23 protein-coding genes are annotated in these 24,149 nt (G+C 72.4%); 12 read left to right on the top strand and 11 right to left on the bottom strand.

From position 1 onward, the window contains the following. Nucleotides 1-240 precede the first annotated feature (240 nt). From ABZZ74_RS31915 to fxsA, 4 genes are all read left to right on the top strand, one after another. Nucleotides 241-681, top strand: a complete 441-nt coding sequence (locus tag ABZZ74_RS31915; protein WP_020138156.1) for an Lrp/AsnC family transcriptional regulator — start codon at nt 241-243, stop codon at nt 679-681. A gap of 58 nt (nt 682-739) precedes the next feature. Next, complete coding sequence (locus ABZZ74_RS31920) at nt 740-2,341, top strand: amidohydrolase (protein WP_356770839.1); 1,602 nt, start codon at nt 740-742, stop codon at nt 2,339-2,341. A gap of 570 nt (nt 2,342-2,911) precedes the next feature. Then, the gene (locus ABZZ74_RS31925; protein ID WP_356770841.1) at nt 2,912-3,706 is read left to right on the top strand and encodes a polyprenol monophosphomannose synthase; all 795 of its coding nucleotides are present in this window, start codon (nt 2,912-2,914) and stop codon (nt 3,704-3,706) included. Between the two features lie 80 nt (nt 3,707-3,786). Next, a complete protein-coding gene (gene fxsA / locus ABZZ74_RS31930) occupies nt 3,787-4,347 on the top strand; it encodes an FxsA family membrane protein (RefSeq protein WP_133044804.1) in 561 nt (186 codons plus the stop codon). Between the two features lie 101 nt (nt 4,348-4,448). Here the strand turns inward: fxsA and ABZZ74_RS31935 are convergent, their stop codons facing one another. From ABZZ74_RS31935 to ABZZ74_RS31950, 4 genes are all read right to left on the bottom strand, one after another. Further along, nucleotides 4,449-4,823 (bottom strand): RNA polymerase-binding protein RbpA, encoded by a 375-nt coding sequence (locus tag ABZZ74_RS31935; RefSeq protein ID WP_003977404.1) that lies wholly within the window; start codon nt 4,821-4,823, stop codon nt 4,449-4,451. Between the two features lie 267 nt (nt 4,824-5,090). Continuing rightward, entirely contained in the window at nt 5,091-6,425 is a 1,335-nt protein-coding gene (locus ABZZ74_RS31940) for an MFS transporter (RefSeq protein ID WP_356770843.1), read from the bottom strand. A gap of 60 nt (nt 6,426-6,485) precedes the next feature. Further along, complete coding sequence (locus ABZZ74_RS31945; protein WP_356770845.1) at nt 6,486-7,262, bottom strand: glycerophosphodiester phosphodiesterase; 777 nt, start codon at nt 7,260-7,262, stop codon at nt 6,486-6,488. Beyond that, nucleotides 7,259-7,966 (bottom strand): hypothetical protein, encoded by a 708-nt coding sequence (locus ABZZ74_RS31950; protein WP_356770847.1) that lies wholly within the window; start codon nt 7,964-7,966, stop codon nt 7,259-7,261. The genes ABZZ74_RS31945 and ABZZ74_RS31950 overlap by 4 nt, the downstream gene beginning before the upstream one ends. Nucleotides 7,967-8,030: 64 nt before the next feature. Between ABZZ74_RS31950 and ABZZ74_RS31955 the strand changes: the two genes are divergently transcribed. Beyond that, on the top strand, nt 8,031-9,530 hold the full coding sequence (locus ABZZ74_RS31955) for a PLP-dependent aminotransferase family protein (RefSeq protein ID WP_356770849.1): 1,500 nt from the start codon (nt 8,031-8,033) through the stop codon (nt 9,528-9,530). 78 nt (nt 9,531-9,608) lie between these two features. Here the strand turns inward: ABZZ74_RS31955 and ABZZ74_RS31960 are convergent, their stop codons facing one another. Both ABZZ74_RS31960 and ABZZ74_RS31965 read right to left on the bottom strand, forming a co-directional pair. Then, on the bottom strand, nt 9,609-11,216 hold the full coding sequence (locus tag ABZZ74_RS31960; protein ID WP_356770851.1) for an ATP-binding protein: 1,608 nt from the start codon (nt 11,214-11,216) through the stop codon (nt 9,609-9,611). Nucleotides 11,217-11,256: 40 nt separating this feature from the next. Further along, the gene (locus ABZZ74_RS31965) at nt 11,257-11,451 is read right to left on the bottom strand and encodes a hypothetical protein (protein ID WP_208778733.1); all 195 of its coding nucleotides are present in this window, start codon (nt 11,449-11,451) and stop codon (nt 11,257-11,259) included. A gap of 258 nt (nt 11,452-11,709) precedes the next feature. Between ABZZ74_RS31965 and ABZZ74_RS31970 the strand changes: the two genes are divergently transcribed. The 5 genes from ABZZ74_RS31970 (at nt 11,710) to ABZZ74_RS31990 (ending at nt 17,138) form a co-directional block, all read left to right on the top strand. Next, nucleotides 11,710-12,102 carry an ankyrin repeat domain-containing protein gene (locus tag ABZZ74_RS31970; protein ID WP_356770853.1) on the top strand — a complete coding sequence of 131 codons (393 nt, stop codon included), beginning with the start codon at nt 11,710-11,712 and terminating at the stop codon, nt 12,100-12,102. Nucleotides 12,103-12,403: 301 nt separating this feature from the next. After that, nucleotides 12,404-13,822: a HEAT repeat domain-containing protein gene (locus ABZZ74_RS31975; protein ID WP_356770855.1), complete on the top strand. Its 1,419-nt coding sequence runs from the start codon at nt 12,404-12,406 to the stop codon at nt 13,820-13,822. Between the two features lie 183 nt (nt 13,823-14,005). Continuing rightward, nucleotides 14,006-15,142, top strand: coding sequence for a glycosyltransferase family 1 protein (locus ABZZ74_RS31980; RefSeq protein WP_356770857.1), 1,137 nt, complete (start codon nt 14,006-14,008; stop codon nt 15,140-15,142). Further along, the gene (locus ABZZ74_RS31985; RefSeq protein WP_356770859.1) at nt 15,139-16,296 is read left to right on the top strand and encodes a glycosyltransferase; all 1,158 of its coding nucleotides are present in this window, start codon (nt 15,139-15,141) and stop codon (nt 16,294-16,296) included. The genes ABZZ74_RS31980 and ABZZ74_RS31985 overlap by 4 nt, the downstream gene beginning before the upstream one ends. Continuing rightward, complete coding sequence (locus ABZZ74_RS31990) at nt 16,293-17,138, top strand: SGNH/GDSL hydrolase family protein (RefSeq protein WP_356770861.1); 846 nt, start codon at nt 16,293-16,295, stop codon at nt 17,136-17,138. Before ABZZ74_RS31985 ends, ABZZ74_RS31990 begins: the two co-directional genes overlap by 4 nt. A 63-nt stretch (nt 17,139-17,201) precedes the next feature. Here ABZZ74_RS31990 and ABZZ74_RS31995 read toward each other — a convergent pair whose 3' ends face one another. The 5 genes from ABZZ74_RS31995 to ABZZ74_RS32015 all read right to left on the bottom strand — a co-directional run bounded on the left by ABZZ74_RS31995 (nt 17,202) and on the right by ABZZ74_RS32015 (nt 21,641). Next, a complete protein-coding gene (locus tag ABZZ74_RS31995; RefSeq protein WP_356770863.1) occupies nt 17,202-18,071 on the bottom strand; it encodes a biotin-dependent carboxyltransferase family protein in 870 nt (289 codons plus the stop codon). Continuing rightward, nucleotides 18,068-18,685 carry a 5-oxoprolinase subunit PxpB gene (pxpB, locus tag ABZZ74_RS32000; protein WP_356770865.1) on the bottom strand — a complete coding sequence of 206 codons (618 nt, stop codon included), beginning with the start codon at nt 18,683-18,685 and terminating at the stop codon, nt 18,068-18,070. The genes ABZZ74_RS31995 and pxpB overlap by 4 nt, the downstream gene beginning before the upstream one ends. Continuing rightward, complete coding sequence (locus ABZZ74_RS32005; RefSeq protein WP_356770867.1) at nt 18,682-19,440, bottom strand: 5-oxoprolinase subunit PxpA; 759 nt, start codon at nt 19,438-19,440, stop codon at nt 18,682-18,684. The genes pxpB and ABZZ74_RS32005 overlap by 4 nt, the downstream gene beginning before the upstream one ends. Before the next feature lie 63 nt (nt 19,441-19,503). Beyond that, nucleotides 19,504-20,349: a putative hydro-lyase gene (locus tag ABZZ74_RS32010; protein WP_356770869.1), complete on the bottom strand. Its 846-nt coding sequence runs from the start codon at nt 20,347-20,349 to the stop codon at nt 19,504-19,506. Then, complete coding sequence (locus ABZZ74_RS32015; RefSeq protein WP_356770871.1) at nt 20,346-21,641, bottom strand: MFS transporter; 1,296 nt, start codon at nt 21,639-21,641, stop codon at nt 20,346-20,348. Before ABZZ74_RS32015 ends, ABZZ74_RS32010 begins: the two co-directional genes overlap by 4 nt. A gap of 130 nt (nt 21,642-21,771) precedes the next feature. On the opposite strand from ABZZ74_RS32015, the gene ABZZ74_RS32020 reads away from it, so the two are divergent. Beyond that, nucleotides 21,772-22,473, top strand: coding sequence for a GntR family transcriptional regulator (locus ABZZ74_RS32020; RefSeq protein ID WP_356770873.1), 702 nt, complete (start codon nt 21,772-21,774; stop codon nt 22,471-22,473). Between the two features lie 123 nt (nt 22,474-22,596). After that, the gene (locus ABZZ74_RS32025; RefSeq protein WP_356770875.1) at nt 22,597-24,123 is read left to right on the top strand and encodes a hypothetical protein; all 1,527 of its coding nucleotides are present in this window, start codon (nt 22,597-22,599) and stop codon (nt 24,121-24,123) included. The last annotated feature ends 26 nt before the right edge of the window (nt 24,124-24,149 follow it).

The raw sequence follows: 24,149 nt of genomic DNA on the forward strand, positions 1-24,149 counted from the left end.
GAAGGCGCTGCGGCCTCGACCACAGCAAGCACTTCCCGTCCGCTCTCGGAGGTAATCACGAGACCATCACGGAGATGTCTCGGCGTATGTGGCGTTCGTCACATGCCGCTCGCAGGTGCCGCTGGCGGACCGTCTGTCGCCCGAACGGCTCACGGACCGCTCTCGCCCACATCACAAACCGGGTATGACCTGGGCTGCTCAGGTATCCGAGGAGATCACCCGCACTGTAGGTTCTGCCGCATGGAGGAGCTGGACCGTCAGATCGTGCAGCTGCTCGTCAAGGACGGGCGGATGAGCTACACAGACCTGGGCAAGGCCACGGGCCTGTCCACGTCGGCCGTGCACCAGCGGGTGCGCCGGCTGGAACAGCGTGGCGTCATCCGCGGCTATGCCGCGGTGGTCGACCCCGAGGCCGTCGGGCTGCCCATGACCGCGTTCATCTCGGTGAAACCCTTCGATCCCAGCGCGCCGGACGACATCGCGGAACGCCTCGCCGGCGTTCCCGAGATCGAGGCCTGCCACAGCGTCGCGGGCGACGAGAACTACATCCTCAAGGTCCGGGTGGCCACCCCCCACGAGCTGGAGGAGCTCCTGGCCCGGCTGCGCACGCTGGCGGGGGTCTCCACGCGGACGACGGTGGTTCTTTCCACGCCCTACGAGGCCCGCCCGCCGAGGATCTGACCGCACGGGCGCCGCCCCCGTGTGCAGGGGGCGCGCGGGGGCACGGGAGACTGTCCCCATGAGTGAGCGCAGCCCCGAGCCCAGCACCGTCCTCCTCCGCCGCGGCGAGGTCCACAGCCCCGCCGACCCCTTCGCGACCGCGATGGTCGTGGAGGCCGGACAGGTCGCCTGGGTCGGATCCGAAGGGGCCGCCGACGCCTTCGCGGACGGGGTCGACGAAGTGGTCGATCTCGAAGGTGCCCTCGTCACCCCCGCCTTCACCGACGCCCATGTGCACACCACCTCCACCGGGCTTGCGCTCACCGGCCTCGACCTGTCCGGCGCGCCCACGCTGGAGGCGGCCCTCGCCCTCGTACGGGAGTTCGCCGCAGGCCGGCCCGAGGACCGTGTCCTGCTCGGGCACGGCTGGGACGCCTCCCGGTGGCCCGGTGGACGGCCGCCGACGCGCGCGGAGCTGGACGAGGCCACCGGCGGACGTCCTCTGTATCTGAGCCGGATCGACGTCCACTCGGCGGTGGTGACCACGGCCCTGCTGGACAGGGTCCACGGGCTCGAGGCCCTCGACGGACCGCTCACCGCCGATGCCCACCACGCCGTCCGCGCGGCCGCGTTCGCAGCCGTGACGCCGCAGCAGCGCGCCGGGGCGCAGCGCGCGGCCCTCGCCCACGCGGCCTCCCTCGGCATCGGCTCGGTCCACGAGTGCGGTGGCCCCGAGATCTCCTCCGAGGACGACTTCACCGGTCTGCTGCGGCTCGCCGCCGAGGAGCCGACCCCCCGGGTGGTCGGCTACTGGGCCGAACAGGACGTGGAGAAGGCCCGCGGGCTGGGGGCGGTCGGCGCGGCCGGAGACCTCTTCGTCGACGGCGCCCTCGGCTCCCACACCGCCTGTCTGCACCGGCCGTACACCGACGCCGACCACACGGGCGCCGCCTACCTCGACGCGGCCGCCGTCGCGGCCCATGTCGTCGCCTGCACCGAGGCCGGCCTCCAGGGGGGCTTCCACGCGATCGGCGACGCGGCCGTGACCGCCGTGGTCGACGGGGTCCGGGCAGCCGCCGAGAAAATGGGCCTCGCCCGGATCCGCGCCTCCCGGCACCGCGTCGAGCACGCCGAGATGCTGACGCCCGAGACGATCGCCGCCTTCGCCGAACTCGGCCTGACCGCCTCGGTGCAGCCCGCCTTCGACGCCCTGTGGGGCGGCGAGGGCGGCCTCTACGCCCAGCGGCTGGGAGTAGAGCGGGCCTGCACGCTCAATCCCTTCGCCGCCCTGCTGCGGGCCGGGGTGCCCCTCGCCTTCGGGTCCGACAGCCCGGTCACCCCGCTCGATCCGTGGGGCACGGTCCGCGCGGCCGCCTTCCACCGCACTCCGGAGCACCGCGTCTCCGTCCGCGCCGCCTTCACCGCCCACACGCGCGGCGGCTGGCGTGCGATCGGCCGTGACGACGCGGGCGTGCTCGTCCCGGGCGCGCCGGCCGACTACGCCGTCTGGCGTACCGACGAACTGGTCGTGCAGGCTCCCGACGACCGTGTCGCGCGCTGGTCGACCGATCCCCGCTCCGGCACTCCGGGCCTGCCCGATCTCACCCCGGGCCGTGACCTGCCCGTCTGTCTGCGCACGGTGGTCGGCGGGCGGACGGTCTTCGTACGGCCGGGCGAGTGATCTCCCGGGGTGGTGCAGGTCCGAACGGGGCCCCGGGCCTCGTCGCGCGACCTGCGCCTCCGCCCCGCTGACCAGGTCATTGATCGAATAGCCGCAGGTCAAACGGCTGTTGACAGGCGGCCGCACGGGGCCGATAGGTTCGGCCGAGTCCACCACCGGACGCCCTACCGGGGGACTTCCGCGCACTCGCCCGCGGCGCCGCTGGGTCAGGGACGGTGTGCCGCACCGGGGCACCGCCACTGGGAGCCAGGCTCAGCGCCCGCGACGCGGCGAGGGAACGTTCCGGCCGGTCGGGAAGGTGTGACCCGGGTGGGGCCCGGTCGTTCAGTAGACAACGGCTTTCGGTCGACCCGCAGCCAGCGGGTCCCAGGTCGGCCCGAAGGGCGCCGGGCCCCCATCCGCAGCATGTCACTGCCAGGCATGCGAGGACGCCACGGGGGCAAAAGGCCTGGAAGGGCACTCTTACCCCACTCTTGTGGAATCGACACCACCATACGAACGTCCTGGCACGTCTGCGCAGGCCGCGGCCACTATGGTGGACGTCCTGCGTACGGACATGAAGGGGCAGCAGTGAACGACGGCGACGGAACCCTCGCGGCACAGGCCGGCAAGAGGCAGTTCGGCCCGCTCGGCACGGCCTTGGTGATCATCCCGACCTACAACGAGGCGGAGAACATCAAGAAGATCGTCGGCCGGGTCCGCAAGTCCGTTCCCGAGGCGCACGTCCTCGTGGCCGACGACAACAGCCCTGACGGCACCGGCAAGCTGGCCGATGAGCTGGCCGCCGAGGACGATCACGTCCACGTCATGCACCGCAAGGGCAAGGAGGGCCTGGGCGCCGCCTACCTCGCGGGCTTCCGCTGGGCCCTGGACAACGGCTACGGCGTGGTCGTCGAGATGGACGCCGACGGCTCCCACCAGCCCGAGGAACTGCCCCGTCTGCTCACCGCCCTCAAGAGCGCCGACCTGGTCCTCGGCTCCCGCTGGGTGCCCGGGGGCCGCGTGGTGAACTGGCCCAAGTCCCGCGAGTTCATCTCCCGCGGCGGCAGCCTGTACTCCCGCCTCGCCCTGGATCTGCCGCTGCGCGACATCACCGGCGGCTACCGCGCCTTCCGCCGCGAGACCCTCGAGGGCCTCGGCCTCGACCAGGTCGCCTCGCAGGGCTACTGCTTCCAGGTGGACCTCGCCCGGCGCGCGGTCAAGGCCGGATACCACGTCGTCGAGGTCCCCATCACCTTCGTCGAGCGCGAACTCGGCGACTCCAAGATGAGCCGCGACATCCTCGTCGAGGCGCTGTGGCGGGTCACCGCGTGGGGCGCCTCGGAGCGGGTCGCCAGGGTCCGGAGCCGCGGGAAGAAGGCCTGATCGCCACCGGCGTACGGCTCACAGACCCGGCTGATCGTTCGTTTATCCCGCTCTGAGCCGGGGCCAGGCACACTGGACGCATGACGACTGGTGCTCCGACCCCCACGTATCCCGCCCGGCCCCGGCGCTCCCGGCTGCGTACCTTCCTGCCGCTCGGCGTCGCGGCCTGGCTGGTGCTGGAGATCTGGCTGCTGACCGTGGTCGCCGGGGCGTCGAGCGGGTTCGTGGTGTTCCTGCTGCTGCTCGCCGGGTTCGTGCTCGGCGGCGCGGTGATCAAGAAGGCGGGCCGGCGCGCCTTCCAGAACCTCAACGAGGCGCTGCAGCGCGGCGGAACCCCGCAGCGCGGCGGCGGTAACGGCCTGCTGATGCTGGGCGGTCTGCTGCTCATGATCCCCGGCCTGATCTCGGACGCGGTCGGTCTGCTCCTGCTCGTTCCGCCGGTTCAGAAGGCTCTCAGTCGCAGCGCGGAGCGCACCTTCGACCGCAAGCTGCGCGAGGCCGCCGCGGGCAGCTTCGGGGACGCCTTCCAGCAGGCCCGCATCCACCGCCCCGACGGCAAGGTCGTGCAGGGCGAGGTCGTGCGGGACGACGAGCCGCGCGGTGACGCCCCGCAGGGGCCGCGCCCGCCGCTGACGCGCTGAGCGCTCCGGGGACGCACGACTGCGGGCGCCCTACGTGATGACCTCACGTAGGGCGCCCGCAGTCGTGTGTTTCGTTGTCGTACGCCCGGCCCTGGGAGGGACTAGGCCGACTTGCGGCTGTCCCGCGGATGGACGGCGATGTTCATCGCCCCCGAACGCAGAACGGCCAGGCGCTCCTCAAGGACCTCTTCGAGTTCCTCGCGGGTGCGCCGCTCCATCAGCATGTCCCAGTGCGTACGCGCGGGCTTGGCCTTCTTCTCTTCCGGGCCGTCGCCATCGACGAGGAGTGCCTGGGCCCCGCAGACCTTGCACTCCCACTCCGGCGGGATCTCCGCCTCGACCGAGAAGGGCATCTCGAAGCGGTGCCCCTTCTCGCATGCGTACTCCACGGCCTGGCGCGGGGCCAGGTCGATGCCGCGGTCCGTCTCGTAGCTGGTCACCACGAGGCGCGTGCCGCGAAGAGCTCGCTCACTCATGAATCGTGCCTCCCGGGCTTGTCGCCCACAGGACAGGTGTCGCTGTCGTCGTCATCCGGTCAACGTCCGGTCGGCGGTAAAGATTCCCGTTCCGAGTCCCGTTCCGGGTCATGCGTCGCCGTCGTAGCCGCCCCTTGTTGTACCCACCGTCGCCCGGTTTGTCACATCTGCTAGCAGATGTCACCCAGCGTTTCGTCATCTTTGACGCGCAGTAACGGTACGCCTGGCAGGCCAAACGCGTACACTACAGCCCTTTCGCCTCCGGCGCTAAATCCTCTCGGGAACGGGATTGCCCGCGTCGTTGATCGCCTGCCGCACCGGAACCCGTGCGAGCAGGGCGAATCCGATGACGAAGAAGGCCACCAGAGAGATGATCGCGTCGCGATAACTTCCAGTCAGCTGGTAGGTGAACCCGAACAGGAGCGGACCGAGCCAGCTCATACCCCGATCGCTCATCTCGTACGCCGAGAAGTACTCGGCCTCCTTGCCCGGCGGGACCAGATGGGAGAACAGGGAGCGGGACAGGGCCTGGCTGCCGCCGAGCACCAGGCCGATGCCGGCCGCCAGGACGAAGAACCACACCGGCGCACCGGCCGGCAGGAAGTAGCCGGCCGCCAGCGTCACCGTCCACGCCACCAGCGAGCCGAGGATGGTGCGCTTGGCCCCGTACGTCCGCGCCAGCCGCCCCATCCCGAGCGCCCCCGCGACCGCCAGCACCTGGACCATCAGCACCGCCGTGATCAGCGTGGACTGGCTCAGGCCGAGTTCCTCGGAGCCGTAGACCGACGCCTGCGAGATCACGGTCTGGATGCCGTCGTTGTAGATGAGGTAGGCGAGCAGGAAGGAGAGCGTGAGGGGCTTGGCGCGCATGTCCCGGACGGTGGACGCGAGCTGCCGCCAGCCGTGGACGGGAGGTGCTGAGGCGGTCGTATGGCGGTCGAGCAACCGCCTGAGGGGTACGAGGGTGAAGGCGCCCCACCACAGGCCCGCGGAGGCCAGGCAGATGCGGACGGCCGTCGACTCGGTCAGGCCGAAGGAGTCGTGTGCCGTGAACAGCACCAGGTTGACGATCAGCATCGACGAACCGGCCGCGTAGCCGAAGGCCCAGCCGCGCGAGGAGACCCGGTCGCGGTCCTCGGGCGGGGCGATCTGCGGCAGATAGGAGTTGTAGACGACCATCGAGACGGCCACGGACGAGTTGGCGACGATCAGCAGCAGTCCGCCCAGCAGATAGCGGTCCCCGGACAGGAAGAACAGCCCGGTCGTGGCGGCCGCCCCCACGTAGGCGCAGGCGGCCAGCAGCGGTTTCTTGCGTCCCGTGCGGTCGGCGGCGGCGCCCACCAGTGGCATCACCAGGATCGACACGATCACGGACGCGGACACGCAGTACGCGAAGAACGACCCGGCCCGCACCGGGACCCCGAGCGGATGGACGTATCCGTCGGCGTCGGCCGCCGCCTTGGCGACCGAGGTCAGATAGGGACCCAGGAACACGGTGAGCACGCTCGTCGAGTAGACGGAGCAGGCCCAGTCGTAGAAGTACCAGCCGCGCTGCTCGCGCCGCAGGTCGTTGGCTTCCGCCCGCACGGTGTCGGTGCTCACCCGTGCCCTCGCTTCCCCGCCGAAGGTGCCGTGCCAAGGGGGGCGGTGGTGCGGGGAGTGTCAGGTGTGGGGCACCCAGACGCCGCGGTCCTCCATGACCTTGCGCAACGTGTCGATGTGATCGGTCATGATGCCATCGACTCCCAGGTCCAGGAGCCGGTGCATCCGATCGGCCTCGTTGATGGTCCACACGTGCACCTGCAGTCCGCGTGCGTGGGCGGCGCGGACGAAGCGGTGGTCGACGACCTGGATGCCGGACTGTGCCTCGGGCACCTGGGCGGCGACGGCGGAGCGGCGCAGCGCGGCCGGCACACCCCAGGAGCGCAGCCGCAGATTGAGCACGCCCCGGGTGCCGTACGAGGTCGCCAGACGCGGCCCGGCCAGCCGCTGGGCGCGGATCACCCGGGCCTCGGAGAAGGAGCCGACACAGATGCGGTCCCAGGCGTTCGCCCGCTCGACGAGCTCCAGGAAGGGGTGGAGCGAGGCCTCGGCCTTGAGGTCGACGTTCCAGCGCACCTCGGGGAAGGTCTCCAGCAGCTCCTCGAAGAGCGGCACCGGCTCCTTGCCCGCCACGCGCGCGTGGCTCACTTCCTTCCACGGCAGGTCCGCTATGCGCCCGGCACCGTCCGTCACCCGGTCGAGCGTCGCGTCGTGGAAGGCGACCAGCCTGCCGTCCGCCGTGGTGTGCACATCGGTCTCGATGTACCGGTACCCCGTCTCCACCGCCCGCCGGAACTGCAGCACGGTGTTCTCCAGACCGTCCGCGGCCCCGCCCCGGTGGGCGAAGGCGATCGGGCCGGGATGATCGAGATAGGGGTGGCGTATCCGCGAGGTCACCGTCGCAGTATCGCCCCCTCCGGTTGCCCTTCGACAACCACCGTGCTGCCGCCGGATGCCGCGGGGACGTCGAACACCCGCAGGAAGAGCTGGGCGAGCGGACCGATGGAGAGCGCGTACAGGACCGTTCCGACGCCGACCGTGCCGCCAAGCGCGAATCCGGTGGCCACGACCGCCACCTCGATCCCCGTCCGCATCAGCCTGATCGACCGTCCGGTACGGCGGTGCAGCCCCGTCATCAGACCATCCCGCGGGCCCGGCCCGAAGCGGGCGGAGATGTAGAGCCCGGTGGCGACACCGTTGAGCAGGACGGCGGCCACGAGGAGCGGGATCCGCAGGAGCAGGGAGCGCACGTCGGGCACGAGGTCGAGGGTGCCGTCCATGGCGAGCCCGACGACGAAGACGTTGGAGACCGTGCCGAGGCCCGGACGCTGACGCAGCGGGATCCACAGGAGCAGCACCGCCGCGCCCACGATGATCGACACGACGCCGATCGTCAGCCCGGTGAGCCGGGCCAGGCCCTGGTGCAGCACGCCCCAGGGCTCCAGCCCCAGCCCCGCCTCGACGAGCAGCGCGGAACTCACGCCGTACAGGACGAGTCCGGCGTAGAGCTGGATCAGCCGTCGCCCGAGACGGTGGCTGCTGGAACCGGGCTTCGCGGATCTCAAGTCGTACCCCCTGGTGGTCGTGGTGGCCTGATGCATGTCACCCTGGGGCGTGGGTGGAAGTGTCATCCATGGCCAATTCGAGGAAGGTGGACTGATTCCCATGGCCCATTGGACGTCGGCGATGGGTGCCGCGCAGCTCGCTCGGATGCTCAACTCCCAGCAGGACCGCCCCGCCGGCCCCGGCACCCGCCGCCCGCCCGCCTACCGGGCGCTGGCCGACGGCATCCGGCTGCTGGTGCTGGAGGGCCGCGTCCCGGTGGCCGCCCGTCTGCCCGCGGAGCGCGAACTGGCCCTCGCCCTGTCCGTGAGCCGTACGACGGTCGCCGCGGCCTACGAGGCGCTGCGCACCGAGGGCTTCCTGGAGTCGAGGCGCGGCGCGGGCAGCTGGACGGCCGTACCGGCAGGAAATCCGCTCCCCGCGCGCGGGCTGGAACCGCTGCCCCCCGAGGCCCTCGGCTCGATGATCGACCTGGGCTGCGCGGCGCTGCCCGCTCCCGAACCCTGGCTGACCCGGGCCGTGCAGGGCGCACTGGAGGAACTGCCGCCTTACGCCCACACCCACGGCGACTATCCGGCAGGGCTCCCGGCCCTGCGCTCGATGATCGCCGACCGCTACACCGCGCGCGGGATCCCGACGATGCCCGAGCAGATCATGGTCACCACGGGCGCGATGGGCGCCATCGACGCCATCTGCCATCTCTTCGCGGGCCGCGGCGAGCGCATCGCCGTCGAGTCGCCCTCGTACGCCAACATCCTGCAGCTGATGCGGGAGGCGGGGGCGCGGCTGGTGCCGGTCGCGATGGCCGAAGGACTCGAGGGCTGGGATCTGGACCGCTGGCGTCAGGTGCTGCGCGACGCGGCACCGCGGCTCGCCTACATCGTCGCCGACTTCCACAACCCCACCGGCGCGCTCGCGGGCGAGGACCAGCGGCGGCAGCTCGTGGAGGCGGCCCGGTCGGCGGGAACGGTGCTGATCGCGGACGAGACGATGAGCGAGCTGTGGCTCGACGAGGACGTCGAGATGCCACGGCCGGTGTGCGCCTTCGACCCGGCCGGGTCCAGCGTCATCACCGTCGGCTCGGCCAGCAAGGCGTTCTGGGCGGGCATGCGCATCGGCTGGGTGCGCGCGGCACCCGACGTGATCCGCAGCCTGGTCGCCGCGCGTGCGTACGCGGATCTGGGCACGCCGGTGCTGGAGCAGCTGGCGGTGAACTGGCTGTTCAACACGGGCGGCTGGGCCGAGGCCGTCGACATCCGCCGGGAGCAGGCCCGGGAGAACCGGGACGCCCTGGTCGCGGCGGTGCGGCGGGAGCTGCCGGACTGGGAGTTCGAGGTGCCCCGGGGCGGGCTGACGCTGTGGGTCCGCACGGGGGGTCTGTCCGGGTCCCGGTTGGCGGAGGCGGGGGAGCGGGTCGGCGTACGGGTCCCCTCCGGGCCGCGTTTCGGGGTAGACGGTGCCTTCGAGGGGTATGTGCGGCTGCCGTTCACCGTGGGCGGTGCGGTGGCCGACGAGGCGGCGGTGAGGCTGGCCGCCGCCGCGAAGCTGGTGGAGACGGGGGCGTCCGGGGGCGGGGAGACGCCGAGGACGTTCGTGGCGTAGCCGTGGTGGCCGGGCGCTGAGGCGGCGGGTCGCCGACGCGGGCGAGCGACATCCGCTCGCGCCGGCTTCGCCATGTTCCTAGGACGTCTCGGCTGCCACGGCCTTCGCGGCCACCGGTTCCGTCTCGACCGCCTCGGCCTCGATCCCGTCGGCCGCCATCCCCTCCGCGTCGGCCGGGGCGGTCCGCGGGGGCAGGAGGGCCAGCACCGCCTGCCGGTCCGCGTCGCTGGTGGCGTCGTCGTAGGGGTCCGGAGTGGCGGGGACCTGGAGCCGGTGCACCGGTCCGGCGCCCAGACGCGCGTAGCCGCGGCCGGGCGGGACGTCGGCGACCGGCGTCGTGTGCGGCGGTGCCCCCAGCACCGCCTCCAGCTGCCCCGCCGTCGCCGGTCCGAGCACGACACGCGCGCGTGTGTGCTGCCGTACCGCGTCGGTCAGTGTGTCCTTGTTGTCGAACTGGTCGGCGACCACCACCGTGACGTTGGCGGCGCGGCCGTGCCGCAGCGGGACCTGGAGCAGGGCCTGCGGGTCCTTGCGGCCGTCCGCGGCGGCGAGGTGGGTGAAGGCCGTGGGGTGGTCCAGCAGGACCCACAGCGGGCGCTTGGTGTCCTCCGGCGGCGGGTGCCCGGCCTGACGGGCGCGGTTGGCCGCGATGAGCCGGCGCTCCGTCTCGGTGGCGGCCCATTCGAGGCTGGCCAGCGCTCCGGCCAGCCCGCACTCGACGGCGAGCACTCCGTCCCGGCCGGTCAGGCACGCGTACTCGCCGGTGCCACCCCCGTCGACGATCACGACGTCACCGTGCTGCAGGGCCTGCAGGGCGATGGAGCGCAGCAGGGTCGAGGTGCCGCTGCCCGGCTGGCCCATCACCAGCAGGTGCGGTTCGGTGGAGCGGACGCCGGTGCGCCAGACGACCGGCGGGACGTCGCGCTGTTCCTCACCGTAGGTGAGGGGGAGCGTGCGCTGGACCTGGGAGGGGTCGGTGAAGCCGAGGACCGTCTCGCCCGGTGCCGTGACGAAGCGCTGGGCGCTCAGGCCGGTGGGCAGCGGGGACAGGACGGTGACCGTGAGCTGGTTGCCCTCCTCGTCCCAGGCGAAGCGGTACTCCCGGCCGCGGCCCGACTTGGCGTGCAGCAGCTGCTCGATCCGCGCGCGGGCCTCGGACTCGCCGTCCGGGAAGTAGGCGGGGTAGCGGATCACGAGCTCGGCGACCCGACCGGACTCGTCGAACTCGTACGTCGGGAAGGCCTTCTCCCACTCGCCGCCGTGGGCGTAGAGAGGGGCGGGGTCCTCGGGGGTCGAGAAGTAGGGGACCAGGGCCTCGTAGAGCGACTTGAGGCGCTCCGTCTGCGACTCGTCGGGGCCGTCCGGGGCGGGCGGTTTGCGGTCGCGGCCCTGCCAGGCGGCCGCCGCCATCACGACGATGGCGGCGAGCAGCGGGCCGTACGGCACGAGCGCCACGACCAGGACCACCGACGCCACCAGGAACAGCAGCGGTCCGCGCTTGTCCTTGGGGGTCTCGGCCCATCTGCGCCGTCCGGCCCCCGCCAGCCGGCGCAGACCGCGCGTGATCGTGATCAGCGGATGGAGCACGTCGGTGGCGCTGTCGGCCGCCGTCCGGGCCAGCTCCCGGCTCTTGGCGATCTGTGCGCTGCCTGTGCTCAGGATGCGGGGGAGGGGGCGGCGGGCCACGGCTGTCTCCTGATGGTGCGTACGGACGGGACGGGCGGCGTCAGAACCTGATGCCGCCGAGCAGGCTGGCCAGGCTCTCGCCGCCGGCCTTGATGCTCGGGGCGATCGCCGTGCTCGCCAGGTAGAAGCCGAAGAGGGCCGAGATCAGCGCGTGCGACGCCTTCAGGCCGTCCTTGCGGAAGAAGAGGAAGACGATGATGCCGAGCAGGACCACGCCTGAGATGGACAGGATCATTTGGATCTCCTGGTTCTTGGGGACAGTCACCATGAGTACTTCCAGGATCACAGGATGTATCCATACGATAAAAGGTGCAACTAGGTGAAATTCGGTGGATTTCACCCGATCGGCCGAGCTCTTCCGGGCCGGTGAGCAGGACACTTGCGTCCGACCGGGTCTGCGGTGATCTTTACCTCCGGCGCAGCGGGTCATGTGCGGCGCCAACCAGTACCCTTGCGATTCACCTGAACGGTTGTATGAGAGGCGGTCCGGCCGATGACTGAAGCCCCCGACCCCGCGGTCGTGGAGCTGGCGACCAAGATCTTCGATCTGGCCCGGCAGGGGCGCACCGATGCGCTCGTGGCGTACGTCGACGCGGGTGTTCCGGCCAGCCTCACCAACGACCGGGGCGACTCGCTCGTGATGCTCGCCGCCTACCACGGTCACGCCGAGGCGGTCCGCGCGCTGCTCGACCGGGGCGCCCCCGCCGACGAGGTCAACGACCGGGGTCAGACCCCGCTCGCCGGTGCCGTCTTCAAGGGTGAGACGGACGTGATCAAGGTCCTTCTGGAGGAGGGCGCCGACCCCTCCCTGGGGACTCCGTCGGCCGTCGACACGGCCCGAATGTTCGGCAAGACAGATCTGCTCGAAATGTTCGGCGCACACTGATACGCATGTTCTGACCAGCGAAAACACAGAAAACGGGGGAGGCGGTACAGGGCCGCCGAAATTTCGGTCGCGGCAGGTCGAAGTGCCGAGTCATCATGACGTCGTGATTCACGGACGCGATGGCCGGGCAGAGGTTGCCGCACCGCGCGGACCGTGATGCGGTCCGCACGGGCCACTGACGAGAGGCAGAGGAAGATGGTCTACAGCAAGCAGGAAACGGCGGGCGCCCCGACGTGTTGTCACGCGGCCAGGTGAAGCAGGACCCCCGGTTGCGTCGACGCTTGATGTGAGGCTGTTTCCCATGTTCGAACCGGTCATAGCGCCCAGCGGTACGCTGCTCGGCCTGCTCCAGCGGGGCCGCGGCGACGGCACGCTGCACGCGCTCACCGCCCCGCGCGCCGAGGCGCTCGCGGCCCTGAACCACTGCGTGCTGCGCGATCCCCGCCACGACTGGCAGGTGGAGAACCGCTCCCTGTACTACGCCCGTCTCTACCTCGACCTCAACGGCGAGCTGGACGAGATCGAGGCCCACCTCTTCGACGTCGAGGACGCCTTCGACACCGAGGAGTCCCGCACGGGCCTCGCCCTGGCCGTCCTCGGCCACCTGGCCTCCTACGGCCGTCTGGACGCGCTCGCGTTGCTGCGCAGGTACGCCGCGAGCGGCTCCAACTGGGCCTGGGCCCTGGACGAGCTGGCGCTGCGCGACGACGACGCCGGCCTACGGGCCCTCGCCGCGCCCGTGCTCGCCCGCTTCGCCACCGACGCCGAGGGCGAGGCCGAGCTGGCCGTCGCCGTACGCGACGCTTTTGAGCCACGGCCCTGGCGGCTGTGGGCGGAGGACCCGCGCGAATCGATCGCCACACGCGTGCGTGCCGCCCAGGAGACCGGCTGCTTCGACCGATGGCAACGCCAGATGCGACCAACCGGCCCCCGTCCGGGGTGGAGCGTCCAAGCGGTGTTCGAGTGGGCCCAGCAGGGCATCGAGCGCGGTGCCGCGCTGCACGTCCCCGCCGCCCGCTGTCTCGTCGCCGTCGCCGGCCCCGAGGACCGGCCCGAGATCCTGCGGGCGGCCGTCGACGGCAGCGACGGAGCCCGCTGCACCGCGCTGCGCTACCTCGCCGACAGCAATGATCCAAGCGCCCTCGACCTGATCGAGGGCGCCGTGACCACCGGCTCGGCGGTCGTCGTGGAGGCCGCCGTCGACGCCTTCGAACGGATGCGCAGCATCGCCGCCGTCGACCGCGCGCGCGGCTGGGCCCACCGGCCCGACCCGCTGGGCGCCGCCGCCGGGCGCATGCTCGCCTGCCGGGGCGGCACCGAGGACAAGGACCTCGTCCTGGGGGCGCTGCGGGAGGCCGTACGGGGCGAGGGGCCCGACGCCCCGACCCTGTGGACCCTCGTCGACGGCACCGGACGGCTCGGCATCGTCTGCGCCGCTCCCGTCCTGCGCCACATCTACCGCGAGACGGCCTCCTCCCATCTGCGTGGCAGGGCCGCCCGCGCCCTCGCCGCCACCGACCCCTCCTTCCCCGCCGGCTTCGCCGTGGAATGCCTCTGGGACTGCGAGGAGTCCACCCGTGAGATCGCCGCCCGGCACGCCGAGACCGGCGACGCCAGGGTCGTGGAACAGCTCCGCAGGCTGGCCGCCGACCCGGCCGAGGAGGCCGAGGTCCAGACGGCCGTACGCAGCCGCATCGCCCCCGACGGACCCGCCGTGTGAGGAGGCACAGAGGTTCACCGGGCCCTTTCGGGGCCGTCAGGTGAACGACGGGTGACCCGCGGGTCAGACGGTCATGGACACGGTCTGACCTGCTTGGGTGTGCGAAGGAACGCTCACGGGACGTTCATCGTTCGCAAAGATCCACGTTGACGCGACCACGTCCAGCCCGGCGAGAACACGGGTATGCGTGTCGTCATCGTGACCGAATCCTTTCCCCCCGATGTGAACGGCGTGGCCCACTGCGCGCTCCAGACCGCCCGGCACCTCGTGGATCGCGGTCATTCCCCGCTCGTCGTCGCGCCGGCCCCGCCTCCCACCGCCGGCAAGCGGCCCGACGCCTCGGCGCCGTGCCCCGTCATCCGTGTCCCCTCCCTCCCGCTCCCGGGCTATCCCCAGGTCCGCGTGGCGCTGCCCAGCCGGCGCCTCGCCGCGGCGATCGTCGAGCACCGTGCCGACATCGTGCACCTGGCGAGCCCCTTCGTCCTCGGCGTCCGCGGCATGGCCGCCGCCGCCCGGCTCGGTGTCCCGGCCGTCGCCGTCTACCAGACGGACCTGGCCGGATACGCCCGCACCTACATGGGCGCCGGAGAGGCCGCCGCCTGGCGGCGCATCCGCTCCGTCCACTCGGCCGCCGACCTGACCCTGGCTCCCTCCAGCGCCTCCCTGCACGACCTCGAGACCCACGGCGTGCCCCGGGTCAAGCTCTGGCCGCGCGGCGTGGACACCGTCCGCTTCCGCCCGGACCTGCGCGACAACGCCCTGCGCCGCGAACTCGCCCCGAACGGGGAGCTGATCGTCGGCTACGTCGGCCGGCTCGCCCCCGAGAAGCACATCGAGCTGCTCGCCGGAGTCTGCGGACTGGACGGCGTGAAGGTCGTGATCGTCGGTGACGGCCCGAGCCGGCCGAGCCTGGAGGAGGTGCTGCCGGGCGCGGTCTTCCTGGGCCGCCGCACCGGCGACGACCTCGCCCGGATCTACGCGTCGCTGGACGTCTTCGCGCACACCGGGCCCTTCGAGACCTTCTGCCAGACGGTCCAGGAAGCCATGGCCAGCGGTGTCCCGGTGGTCGCCCCGGCCGTCGGCGGCCCCCTGGACCTCGTCGCCCACGACCGCACCGGGCTGCTGGTCCCGCCGCGCGACGCCGACGCCGTCCGGGAGGCCGTGCGCCTGCTGGCGGCGGACACGGAGCGCCGGATCGCCTTCGGCGCCACCGCCCGCGCCACGGTCGAGGGGCGCACCTGGGCCGCCGTCGGCGACCAGCTGATCGGTCACTACGGGGCGGTCCTCGGTGCCCGCCGGAAGACGGCGGTGGCGGCATGACCCCCCTGCGCATCGTGCGACTGGCCAACTTCGTGGCCCCCGCGTCCGGCGGTCTGCGCACCGCCCTGCGCGAGCTGGGCAAGGGCTACAAGGCCGCCGGACACGAACCCGTCCTCATCGTGCCGGGCGAGCGTGCCGACGACCGGGACACCGAGCAGGGCCGCGTCATCACCCTGCCCGGGCCGCTGCTGCCCGGCACCGGCGGCTACCGGGTCCTGACCGACAAGCGGCGCGTGACCCGGCTGCTGGAGGACTTGGCCCCGGACCGCCTGGAGGTCTCCGACCGGACGACCCTGCGCTGGACCGGCAAGTGGGCCCGGCGGGCCCGGGTCCCCGCCGTCATGGTCTCCCACGAGACCGCCGACGGCGTCCTGCGCACCTGGGGACTGCCCGAGTACGCGGCCCGGCGCGCCGCCGACGCCCTCAACGTCCGTACGGCGCACACGTACGCGCGCGTGGTGTGCACCACCGAGTTCGCCGAGCGGGAGTTCGTACGGATCGGCGCCCGCAACGTCGTACGCGCCCCGCTGGGCGTCGACCTGGTGGAGCGGCACCCCGCGCTGTACGACGCGGAACTGCGCGCCCGGTATGCGCGCGGGGCCGAGACGCTGCTGGTCACCTGCACCCGGCTGTCCGTCGAGAAGCGGCCCGGCACCGCGCTGGACGCCCTCGAGGCGCTGCTGCGCCGCGGCAGGAAGGCCGTACTGGTGGTGGCCGGGGACGGGCCGCTGCGGGCGCGGCTCGAACTGAGGGCGCGCGAGCGCGGACTGCCGGTGACCTTCCTCGGGCACGTCTCCGACCGCGACGCGCTGGGCGCGCTGCAGGCCTCGGCCGACGTGTGCCTGGCTCCCGGGCCGGCAGAGACGTTCGGGCTGGCCGCGCTCGAGGCCATGGCCTGCGGCACGCCCGTCGTCGTGAGCACGTCGTCCGCGCTGCCCGAGGTCGTCGGGTCGGCGGGCGCCGTCGCGGCCGACCACGGGGAAGCCTTCGCCGACGCCGTCGACATGATGCTCGGACTCCCCGAGCGGGAGCGGCGGGAGGCGGCACGCGCGCGTGCGGAGTGCTTCGGCTGGAGCACAGCGGTGGACGCCTTCCTCGCCGCGCACGACGCGACGGTGCCGGTGCGTCGTTTCGTGCCCGGGGGCGTGGGATGAGAGCGGTGCGTTTCGTCGCCCTCGGCGACTCGCTGACCGAGGGCGTGGGCGATCCCGTCGGCGAGGCGTGGCGCGGCTGGGCCGCGCTGCTCGCCGGCGGGCTGGCCGAGGAGCCCGTGGAGTTCACCAACCTGGCGGTCAGCGGTGCGCAGACCCGGGAGGTGCTGGAGGTGCAGACTCCGGCCGCTCTCGAGCTGAAGCCGGACGTCGTGTCCGTGGTCATCGGCGTCAACGACACGCTGCGCTGCACCTTCGACATCCATGCCGTCGCCGAGCGGCTGGACAAGGTCTACGCGGCCTTCACGGGGCAGGGGGCGACACTGCTGACGGCCTGTCTGCCCGACCCCGGCTCGATGCTCGGCCTGCCGGGCTCCCTGGCCCGTCCGCTGGCCCGGCGGCAGCGGGCGGTGAACCGGGTGGTGCACGCCCTCTCCGACCGCTACGGCGCCGTCCATCTGCACGCGGCCGAGGAGGAGTGGATCACCGATCGCGCGATGTGGAGCGCGGACCGGCTGCATCCGGGGGAGCAGGGGCACCGGCAACTGGCCCTGCGCTTCCACGCCCTGCTGGCGGAGACGGACAGGGCGACGGGGATCGCCCCCTCGCCCGAACCGGAGTTCCCCGTACCGACCAGGTCGGCGAGCCTGCTGTGGCTGGCCACGGCGGGTACGGCCTGGGTCGCCCGCCGGTGCACCGACCTGTTGCCGCAGCTGCTGCGGCTGGCCGCGGACGAGATGCGGCACCGGGCCCGGGGGACGAGCGCGCGGCTGGACGTGCGCGCCGCCGCCGCGGTGTCGGCGGCGTTGGCCGCGGTGTCGATCTCGGAGCCGGATGCCGCTTGAACCGTGCCGGCCGGTGGTGCGCTGCGGGACCGTCGTGGCCGGCCAGCGCACCTGTTCATGACGTCAACGCCGACGCGCCGCCACGAAACGGACCGGGGTCCCCGGCGCCGCTTGGGCCGCGATCGGCAGGTCGCGTGTGCTGACCACCGCGATCACCGGGTAGCCCCCGGTCGTCGGATGGTCGGCCAGGAACACCACCGGCCTGCCGTCCGGAGGGACCTGGACCGCGCCCAGCACCATGCCCTCGCTGGGGAGTTCACCCGGGCGGGCCCGTTCCAGGGTGGGGCCCTCCGTGCGCAGGCCGATGCGGTTGCTGGCGGGCGAGACGCGGTAGGTGCGGGACGTGAAGGTGTCGAGTGCCTCGCGCGTGAACCAGTCGTCGCGCGGACCCAGGGACACCCGCAGCACGAGTTCCGCCGGAGGCGCCGGTTGGGGAGCCACGTCCACGCGCGCGTGGACGGCACCGGGCGTGCCCAGGGGCAGCACCGTGCCGTCCGTGAGCGGCGGCGGCCCCAGCCCCGACAGCAGGTCCGTGGACCGGCTGCCCAGCACCGGCTCCACGGCGATGCCTCCGGAGACGGCCACGTAACCGCGCACTCCGGAGACGACGGTTCCGACCTCCAGCAGCGCGCCCGCGGGCACGCGCACCGCGGCGCCCCACGCGGCCGGGCGGCCGTCCACGGTGACAGGGCAGGGGGCCCCGGCGACCGCCACGGTGACCGTCGAACGGGGGCGCAGGGCACAGCCGTTGACCGTGGTCTCCAGGACGGCCGCGGTCGGCGGGTTGCCGACCAGGCGGTTGGCCAGGGCCGCCGTGGGGGCGTCGAGCGCGCCGGAGCGGGGGACGCCGAGGTGGGCGTGTCCGGGACGGCCCTCGTCCTGGACGGTTGTCAGGGCCCCGGCCCGTACGACGACGAGCGCGCGGTCGGTCATGAGCCGGACACCGCGACGAAGCGGACACGCGTGCCGGGTGAGAGCAGCGCGGCCGGTACGCGCGCGTGGTCCCACAGAATTGTGTCCGTACTGCCGATCAGCTGCCAGCCGCCCGGTGACGACCGCGGGTACACGCCCGTGTACTGGCCCGCCAGAGCCACCGAGCCAGCCGGGACGGCCGTGCGCGGGGTGGCCCGGCGCGGGACGTCGTAGCGCCGCGGAAGACCGGTCAGATAGCCGAAGCCGGGGGCGAAACCGCAGAAGGCGACGCTGAACTCGGTGTCCGCGTGGATGCGGGCCGCCTCCCGTTCGGTGACGCCCCAGTGCCCGGCGACATCCGCGAGGTCGGGGCCGTCGTACCGCACCGGGATCTCGACGACCTCACGCGCGCGTGGGGGAGCGGCCGGGGCCTCGGTGGCGGTCAGTTCGGCGGCCAGGCGGGAGCGGTCGGTGAGGCCGTCGAGGAGGACCGTGCGGGCAGCGGGCACGATCTCCCGGACCGACAGCGCGCCCTCCGCGCGGCGGCGCAGCAGATCCGCGTGCAGGGCCTGGGCCTCCTCGCCGGAGGTGACCTCGACGAGCAGGGCGTCCTCGCCCACGGGCAGCGCCCTCATGCGAAGGCCTCCACCCGGACGCCGGACTCCTGCAGGCGCTGCCGGACCAGCCTGGCCAGTTCCACCGCGCCCGGTGTGTCCCCGTGCACACACAGGGAACGCGCGCGTACGTCCACGCGCGTGCCGGAGTGCGAGGTCACCGATCCGTCGCGGGCCAGGCCCACCGAGCGCTCCACGACGGCCTCCGGGTCGGTCACCACGGCACCGTCCCGGCCGCGCGGGACGAGTGTGCCCTCCGCGGTGTAGGCGCGGTCCGCGAACGCCTCGGTGACGGCCGGCAGACCCGCCTTGCCGGCGTACTCCAGCAGCCGCGAACCCGGCAGGCCGAGCACGGGCAGGGACGGGTCGGCGAGCCGTACGCCGTCCACCACCGCGCCGGCCTGTTCCTCGTCGTGCACGACGCGGTTGTAGAGCGCGCCGTGCGGTTTGACGTAGGACACGCGCGTGCCCGCCGCGCGCGCGAAGACCTCCAGGGCGCCGATCTGGTAGGCGACCTCGGCCGTGAGCTCCGCGGGCGGCACGTCCATCGCGCGCCGCCCGAAGCCCGCGAGGTCCCGGTAGGAGACCTGGGCGCCGATCCGCACACCGCGCTCGGCGGCCAGCTCGCACACGCGCCGCATGGTCGCCGCGTCCCCGGCGTGGAAGCCGCAGGCCACGTTGGCGCTGGTGACGACGGACAGCAGCCGCTCGTCGTCGGTCAGCCGCCAGCGGCCGAAGCCCTCGCCGAGGTCGGCGTTCAGATCGATCGAGGCCATGGATCCTTCTCGTTCTCGTAGTTCTCGCCGAGTGGACGCTCCGTCCCGTGGAGCGGGCGGTTCTCAGAGCACGCGGTACCGCGTGTCGCGGGCGTCGGTCAGGAACATCTGCCCCGGGGCGTGGGTGATGGCGAACGGCGGGCGGGAGGCCGTCACCGCGGCCTGCGGGGTCACACCGCACGCCCAGAACACCGGGATGTCGTCCGGTGCCAGGTCCACCGGGTCGCCGAAGTCGGGGCGGCCGAGGTCCTCGATGCCGAGCGCCGACGGATCACCGCAGTGGACGGGGCCGCCATGCACGGCCGGGAGCAGGCTGCTCTCCCGGATCGCCGCCGCCAGGTGCTCGGGAGGCACCGGCCGCATGGACACCACCATCGGGCCGCGCAGCCGCCCCGCAGGGCGGCACTGACGGTTCGTCACGTACATCGGGACGTTGCGGCCCTGCTCGACATGGCGGATCGGGACGCCCGCCTCGGCCAGCGCCCACTCGAAGGTGAAGCTGCAGCCGATCAGGAACGACACCAGGTCCTCGCGCCAGTACCCGCGCACGTCCGTCGGCTCGTCCACCAACTCGCCGTCCCGCCACACCCGGTAGCGCGGCAGGTCGGTGCGCAGGTCCGCGCCCTCGGCGAGGGTGCTGGTCCAGGACCCGGCGTCCGTGACCTCGAGCACCGGGCAGGGCTTGGGGTTGCGCTGGCCGAACAGCAGCATCTCGTACGCCCAGTCGGCGGGCAGCGAGATCAGGTTGACCTGGGTGTAGCCGGCCGCGACCCCGGCGGTGGGTCCGCAGAGCCCTTCCCGGAAGCGGGCACGGGCGGTTCGCGGGCTCCACGCGTGTGCGTGCTCGTCGATGAGCACCAGGGGGCGGTCGTCGGTCACGGTCGAGGTGAGGTTCTCGGTCCGGTTCACGCCAGTTCCTTCCCGCGCGTCTCCGGCAGGCCCAGGAGCGCCAGCGCCGCGAGGCCGTAACCGATCGCGCCGAAGACCAGCGCACCGCCCACGCCCCAGCTGTCGGCCAGGAAACCGACCGCGGTGGGGAAGACGGCGCCCACCGCGCGACCGGTGTTGTACGTGAAGCCCTGTCCGGTGCCGCGCACCGCCGTCGGGTAGAGCTCGCTCAGATAGGAGCCGAAGCCGCTGAAGATCGCCGACATGCAGAACCCCAGCGGGAAACCGAGCACCAGGAGCAGGGTGTTGGCGCCGTGCGGGATGTTCGCGTACGCCAGGATGCAGACCGCCGACAGCAGCGCGAACAGCCAGATGTTGCGCCGGCGGCCCAGCCGGTCGGTGAGATAGCCGCCGGTGAGATAGCCGAGGAAGGCGCCTGAGATGAGGAACGTCAGGTAGCCGCCGGTTCCGACCACCGACAGGCCCCGGTCGGTCTTCAGGTACGTCGGTACCCAGGTGGCCAGCGTGTAGTAGCCACCCTGCACGCCCGTGGACAGCAGCCCGGCGAAGACCGTGGTGCGCAGCAGACCGGGTTTGAAGATCGCGACGAACGAACCCTTCTGCGCGCTCCTCTCCCGGACCGCGACCGCCTGTGGGGCGTCGTGCACCCGGCGCCGCATCCAGATCACCAGCAGGGCCGGCAGCGCACCGGTCCAGAACATGATCCGCCAGGCCAGGTCGTCCCCCGCGAACGAGAACACCAGGGTGTACACGACGGCGGCCAGCGCCCAGCCCACGGCCCACGAACTCTGGACCGCCCCCAGGGTGCGGCCCCGGTGCCTAGCGCTCGCGTACTCGGCGACCAGGATCGCGCCGACCGCCCACTCGCCGCCGAAGCCGAGGCCCTGCAGCGCCCGGAACACCAGCAACGTCTCGTAGGTGGGCGCGAATCCGCAGGCCACGGTGAAGACGGCGTATGTGATCACCGTGATCATCAGGGCCCTGACCCGGCCGAACCGGTCCGCCACCACGCCGGCGACGGCGCCGCCGACCGCGGAGACCACCAGCGTCACCGTCGTGAAGAGGCCGGTCTGTCCGCTGTCCAGACCGAAGTACGCGGCCAGCGCCACCATGCTCAGCGGCAGCGTGAAGTAGTCGTACGAATCCAGGGCATAGCCGCCGAACGCGCCGGCGAACGCACGCCGGCCGCGCGGACCGAGGGCGCGCAGCCAGCCCAACGCGCCGTCGTGCTCGGTGAGTTCGGCGCCCGACGCGCCGGTGGACAGGGCCTCCGGTGGAGGGGTCGTGCTCATGGGCACCTCGCAGAGGGAGGACAGAGGGTGCGGAGCTGAGCGGTGCAGTGAGCAGTAAGGTAGAGGATCGTTCAACGATCCTTCAATACCCGCGTTGTTTCGTTCTCCTGTGTGCGATTGAATTCCGGGCATGGCAGAGCAGCTGAGCGGACTGGCCGACGACCGCGCCCTCCTCGGTCGCACCAGTACCGCCGAACGGGTCGCGGACATCCTCAGGAGCCGGATCGCCGAGGGGTTCTTCCCACCCGGCACCCGGCTGTCGGAGGACAGCATCGGCGGCGCCCTCGGGGTCTCCCGCAACACCCTGCGTGAGGCGTTTCGCCTGCTCACCCACGAACGCCTGCTGGTCCACGAACTCAACCGGGGCGTCTTCGTCCGGGTGCTCACCGTCGAGGACGTCGAGGACATCTACCGCACCCGCGGGCTCGTCGAGTGCGCCGTCGTACGCGGCCTCGGTGACCCGCCGTACGGCCTGGACGCGCTCGCCCAGGCCGTGGACGAGGGGCGGCGGGCGGCGCGCGAAGGTGACTGGAAAGCGGTGGGTACAGCCAACATTCACTTCCACCGCGAACTGGTGTCCCTGGCCGGCAGCGCCCGCACCGACGAGCTGATGCGCAGCGTCTTCGCCGAACTCCGCCTCGCCTTCCACGTCGTGGACGACCCCAGGGCCCTCCACGAGCCGTACCTCACCCGCAACGAACAGATCCTGCGGGCGCTTCAGGCGGGCGAGAGGGCGACGGCGGAAGAACTGCTCGCCGTCTACCTCGCCGACTCACTCGAACGAGTGGTCGAGGTGTACCGGAGAAGAGTCGGCGCGGACGACGCCCTCTAGGGCTGCGGAGGACGCCCTCCAGGGCACCTCCGGTGCTGCGGAGCAGTAACGACGAGGGGAGGAGCCGCGTGGCCGTACTCGTCGGTTGGGGAGTTGTCAGACCCACCACCTAGTCTGTGCACCGTGACTTCGCCTGCATCGACGGACAGCGTTCCGCCCCAGTTCAGCGCGGGGCCGCGCCCCGCGCCGGGCCCGGCCGCCGACGAGGGACTGGCGCGGCGGCTGCGCGCGCTCGCCTGCACCGCGCCGCTGCACGACCTGGACGCGCGCAAGGCCAACCTGGCGGGCGAGTACTCGGTGTACGGCATGGCGGAGGTCGCGCTCGCCGCCATCGACCTGGTCACTCTGAACATGGACTTCGACACGGGCGCCGACCACGACCAGATCGTCGCCCGGCTCATCCCGCGCATCGCCGCCCAGGCCCCGCAGCGGCCGGTCGCCGAGCACGAGCGCGTGGCCCGCTGGGTCCTGGAGAACCTGATCAACGTCGGCAGCGTCGACCGCGGCTTCCGGGCGGTGTACGGCACCTTCACGACGGACGGCAGCTATGTCCGCCGTGACTACGACTTCAAGCTGATCGAGGAGGTGCCCGGGCCCGGCGGCACGGTCTATCTCCGCACCACGGACGAGGCGGTCAACGTCCTGGTCGGCGCCCTCGACACCGACGTCACCAGCGCCCAGATCGCCGCCGAGGTCAAGCTCGAGGTCCTGATCAACCGGGGGCGCCTGGCGGACGCCCAACTCGCCGCCGAACAGGCCCGCTACCGGACCGTGCAGTACTCGGAGACCCTGCGCCGCGCCCTGGACGCGACCCGGCGCAACGTCCGCGCGGTGGACTGGCTCAACTCCGTGCCCGACATGATCGCCGAGGCGCTGGACCACGTGGCCGACCGCTACCGCCACGAGAACGCGATCCTCACCAACATCCGCAAGGCGCGGGACGAGACGGAGGAGGCCGAGCACAAGCGGCGGGCCGCCGAACTCGTCGACATCGTCAAGGACTGCATCCGACGGCACACGCAGTTGCAGTCGCGACTGCTGGAGGCGGGCCCGCTCTTCCGCGCCGAGCAGGACCGGCAGGCCTTCGCGACGCCCATGACGTCCTCCGGGATCGACCTCTACGGCCATCTGGTCGCCCCCGTGCTGCCGTTGCCGCTGGAGCAGGCGGTCCGGGTCACGGACGCCTTCTTCGCGCGCGGAACAGGACTGCGGACGCCGGTGTCGGTGCGAGTGGGCGATCTCGTCGACATACTGCTGACGCCTCCGGTGGAGCGGGAACACCTCGGCGCGGAGATGCCGGAGCCGGATCTGATCGCCACGCCGGACGACAGCCGGTTCAGCGAGGAGCAACTGGCGGCGGCGACGGAGCTGCTGGACCTGCCGGCCGACGCGCCCCGCCGGCTGTCGGGGCTGCTCGCGGAGGCGCGTCGGCTGGACCCGGAACTTCCGTACCTGGTGGCCCTGTTGGCGGTGCACGCGGCCAGTCCGCCGGTCGGAACCGCCTACCGGCAGGGCGAGGAGAAGCTGCTGTTCGCCGTCGACGACGGGACGGAGCTGGACGATCCCGAGTTCGGCGGCGCCGACCTGATCGTGGGGACGGCCCTGCTGGACGCGGCCGGGATGGCGGCGGACCGGACGGAAGCAGCATGAGTGGACGACAGCGCGACAAGGAGCCC

This window comes from Streptomyces sp. NPDC006476, from assembly GCF_040612015.1.
GTDB classification, from domain to species: Bacteria; Actinomycetota; Actinomycetes; order Streptomycetales; family Streptomycetaceae; genus Streptomyces; species Streptomyces griseorubiginosus_B.